Source organism: Rhodoplanes roseus (genome assembly GCF_003258865.1).
GTDB lineage: Bacteria > Pseudomonadota > Alphaproteobacteria > Rhizobiales > Xanthobacteraceae > Rhodoplanes > Rhodoplanes roseus.
The window spans coordinates 1-2,859 of sequence record NZ_NPEX01000472.1; the positions used below are offsets into that span (position 1 = coordinate 1).

Consider the following 2,859-nt stretch of genomic DNA (forward strand, 5'->3'; position numbering starts at 1 on the left):
CTTCGGCCCGGCGACGGGCGCCGGGCGTGCGCCGAGGCCGGTGACGCAGGGGCCGAAGCCGCGGCCGCCGAGGGCGGCGGCGAACGCGCTTTCGGGAGACGAGACGATCGACACTCGCGGCATGAAGTCCTCCTGCTATCCGAACAGCGCATCCGACGCGCGCAGCTCGCCGCGGCCCTCGATCAGCTCGAGGGTGCGCAGCCGGGACAGCGCGTTGTTGAACCCGCCGCCGCTCGGCTCGTAGCCGGCGCGCGCGGCAAGATCGTCCTTCGACATCGCCCGCGGATAGATCTCGGCGAGCCCCGACAGGGCGGCCCGCTCGGCCTTGCCGAGCTTGCCGAGCCAGTGCTGCAGGAGAGCGTGGCCGGTCGGCAGCGGCTCGAACGCGCCGAGGTCGGCGAGGCCGCGGTCGGTGATGCGGAGGCGATCGCCCGATCCCTCGAGCCGGCCGGCTGAGCGGGCGGCGGAGATCGCGTTGTTGAAGCCGCCCCCGTCGACGGCATACCCGGTGAGAATCGCGATCTGGTTCTTGGCGCGACCGTCCGGATACTGCGCCAGAACGCTGAGAATCAGCCGCTCCGCCCGGGGCAGGGGGATGCCCGCGCCGGCCGGCGGACGGTGTGCGGCGAGCGGGCGGCCGGACGTGGCGGGCGCGGGCGCGGGCGCGGGCTCGGCACGCGACGGCGATTTCGAGGAAGCGACCGTCGCGCGCGACTCGACGCGCTGGGCCATGTCGGCGCGCACCTTCTCCAGCATCGCCCGAAGCTGCTCGCCGCAGGTCATCAGGTGGTCGATGGCCCGGCCGACGGTCGTGTCGGTCTGCCGCCAGGCTTCGAGCGCCGCGGCCTCGCCGCGGGAATAGCCGCGCCGCTCCGCATCGGCCAGTGCGTCCGGGTCGGGCTTGCATTGATTTTGAATATTTTGGGCGGCTTTTGCAGACGCTTCTCTCAGCTCGCGCTGCAGCCGAGCCAACTCGGCGCGCAGCGCCTTCGGATCGTTGGCCTTGTTCTCCGCCTCGACGGTGGCGAGGCGCTGCTTCAGGCTGCCGAGATCGAGCGGCAAAAGGTCGATGCGCGCCCGCGTCTCGCCGCGCTTCGGCGTGCGGGAGGAGTCCCAGGTCGCTTTCGCCGGGAATGCGACGTCTGACAGGATGCCGCGGGCCGGCAGCCAGACGACCGCCTCGCCGCGGGCCTTGGTCGGCAGCCGGCCCAGCATCGCGGCACCTTCGGCCCGGTCGGCCTGGCCCTCGATCCAGGCACCGAGCGCCTTACGGTCCTGGCTCGCCGTGAGCCGGAACGCCACCAGCCCGTCGACCTGGGACAGCACGCTCTTCGACAGCGCCGCCGGCCGCTGCGAGATCAGCCAGGACGTGAGCCCCTTGATCCGGCCGCGCCGCACGACGGTCTGCATCATGCCGTGCAGCTTGGTCGCGTCGCCCTCCCGATCGAGGATGCGTTCGGGCGCCCACAGGTCGGCCTCGTCGAACACGAGATGCACGGGCTCGCCCGTCGCCTTGCGATAGAGCGCGTCGAGGAAGGCGAGCATGAAGCGCCGCTCGGACGCGGCCGTCTCGAACCCGGACAGGTCGAGGATCGCGCTCTCGCGCATGCCGGCGACCGTCTCGCCGATCAGCGCGCCGTGCTGCGGCGACACCGGCAGGTCGGCGTGCGGGCCGCCGAACACCACCACCTCGTGGGCCGAGGGTGTCTTGCCGTCGGCCAGCAGCCGGAGCCCCCACCAGACGCCGAGCGGGTCCGGGATGATCACCCGGCCGCGCTTCGCCAGGATGCGCTCGACGCAGGTGCCGGCCCCGTAGGTCTTGCCGGATCCGGTCATGCCGACGATGCCGAGGCGATCGTCGAGGGCGGCGTCGGGAATCGGGTGGCGGCTCATCGGCGGCGGCTCCGGTGGTCGAAGTCGGCCTGGGCGTCGGGGGGATGCCCGAGGGCGATGAGGACGATGCGGACGTTGTTCTTCTCCTGCATCTTCCGGAACACCTGCTCGGTCGTGTAGTCGTCGAGAGCCTTCGAGACGACGGGCGAGCAGAGAGCGTCGATCGCCTTCCACTGCGCCTCCTTCGCGGCCCGCATGCGCTGTCCGTCCCAGAGCTCGAACCCGCCCGGCGCCTCTCGGTGGAAATCAGTCGCTGTCGCGATGACGTGGCCGTCTTCCGCCATCACGATGGCGACGACTCCGGGCGGGGTGTTCGGTGCGCTGGTGCTCAAGTTCGTTCCTTTCAGTGCAGCGGTTGAACTGGGCCGACCCGCTCGATGCGGCGGACGGGCGGCGCGTCGTCGCTTTGACGCCACAGGCCGAGGCGTCCGCGGACGTAACGACCGTCCTGGACCCGCACCCGGAGATCCGAGCGCAGCGCGATCGCCAGCAGGGCGGCGATGAAGGCCGACGCGGCGGCCCGGGACGGATCGCCCGCGGCGATGCCGCACGTCAGCGCCTGGTCCAGGAACAACCCGATGCCGGCCGTCATCAGCAGGCCGATGGGGCTGATGTGGAAGAACTCGGTCTTCATGAGGACGAGCCCTCCGGTTCCGCCGCATCGGTCGCCTTCGACCAGAGATCGAAAAGCGGGTCGCCGGCCATGGCGCACGATTCGCAGACCAGGCCCGCGACGGCAGGGAGAATCGGCCTCGCGATGTCCTCGTCGGGGCCCATGTGCTGGGCGAGCGCACCGATCTGCAGCTCGAGACCGTGCTGGCGGCGCACCGCGCCGAGGTCGACGACCAGCCGCTCGATCGAGACGCGGAAGAACGTGATCGCGCCGGCATGCATCACGCCCTTGCCGCAGCGAAGGCACTTCGTGAACTCTCGTTGTTTCATGATGCTGCTCCCGAGCGGGTGGTG

4 protein-coding genes are annotated in these 2,859 nt (G+C 71.1%); all 4 read right to left on the reverse strand.

Annotation, left to right across the window (positions count from 1 at the left end; translation table 11 throughout):
• Positions 1–135: 135 nt before the first annotated feature.
• Positions 136–1,893 carry a helicase HerA domain-containing protein gene (locus CH341_RS30280; RefSeq protein WP_111423209.1) on the reverse strand — a complete coding sequence of 586 codons (1,758 nt, stop codon included), beginning with the start codon at positions 1,891–1,893 and terminating at the stop codon, positions 136–138.
• A complete protein-coding gene (locus tag CH341_RS30285) occupies positions 1,890–2,225 on the reverse strand; it encodes a hypothetical protein (RefSeq protein ID WP_111423212.1) in 336 nt (111 codons plus the stop codon). The genes CH341_RS30280 and CH341_RS30285 overlap by 4 nt, the downstream gene beginning before the upstream one ends.
• Positions 2,226–2,236: 11 nt before the next feature.
• Positions 2,237–2,527 carry a hypothetical protein gene (locus CH341_RS30290; protein ID WP_111423215.1) on the reverse strand — a complete coding sequence of 97 codons (291 nt, stop codon included), beginning with the start codon at positions 2,525–2,527 and terminating at the stop codon, positions 2,237–2,239.
• Positions 2,524–2,859: hypothetical protein (locus CH341_RS30295; protein WP_210208679.1), on the reverse strand; the 336-nt coding region annotated here is incomplete at its 5' end. The genes CH341_RS30290 and CH341_RS30295, both read right to left, overlap by 4 nt.

Bases quoted from the DNA above. Each gene is read 5' to 3' on its own strand.
- CH341_RS30280 (WP_111423209.1), bottom strand. From the start codon at position 1,893: ATGAGCCGCCACCCGATTCCCGACGCCGCCCTCGACGATCGCCTCGGC.
- CH341_RS30290 (WP_111423215.1), bottom strand. From the start codon at position 2,527: ATGAAGACCGAGTTCTTCCACATCAGCCCCATCGGCCTGCTGATGACG.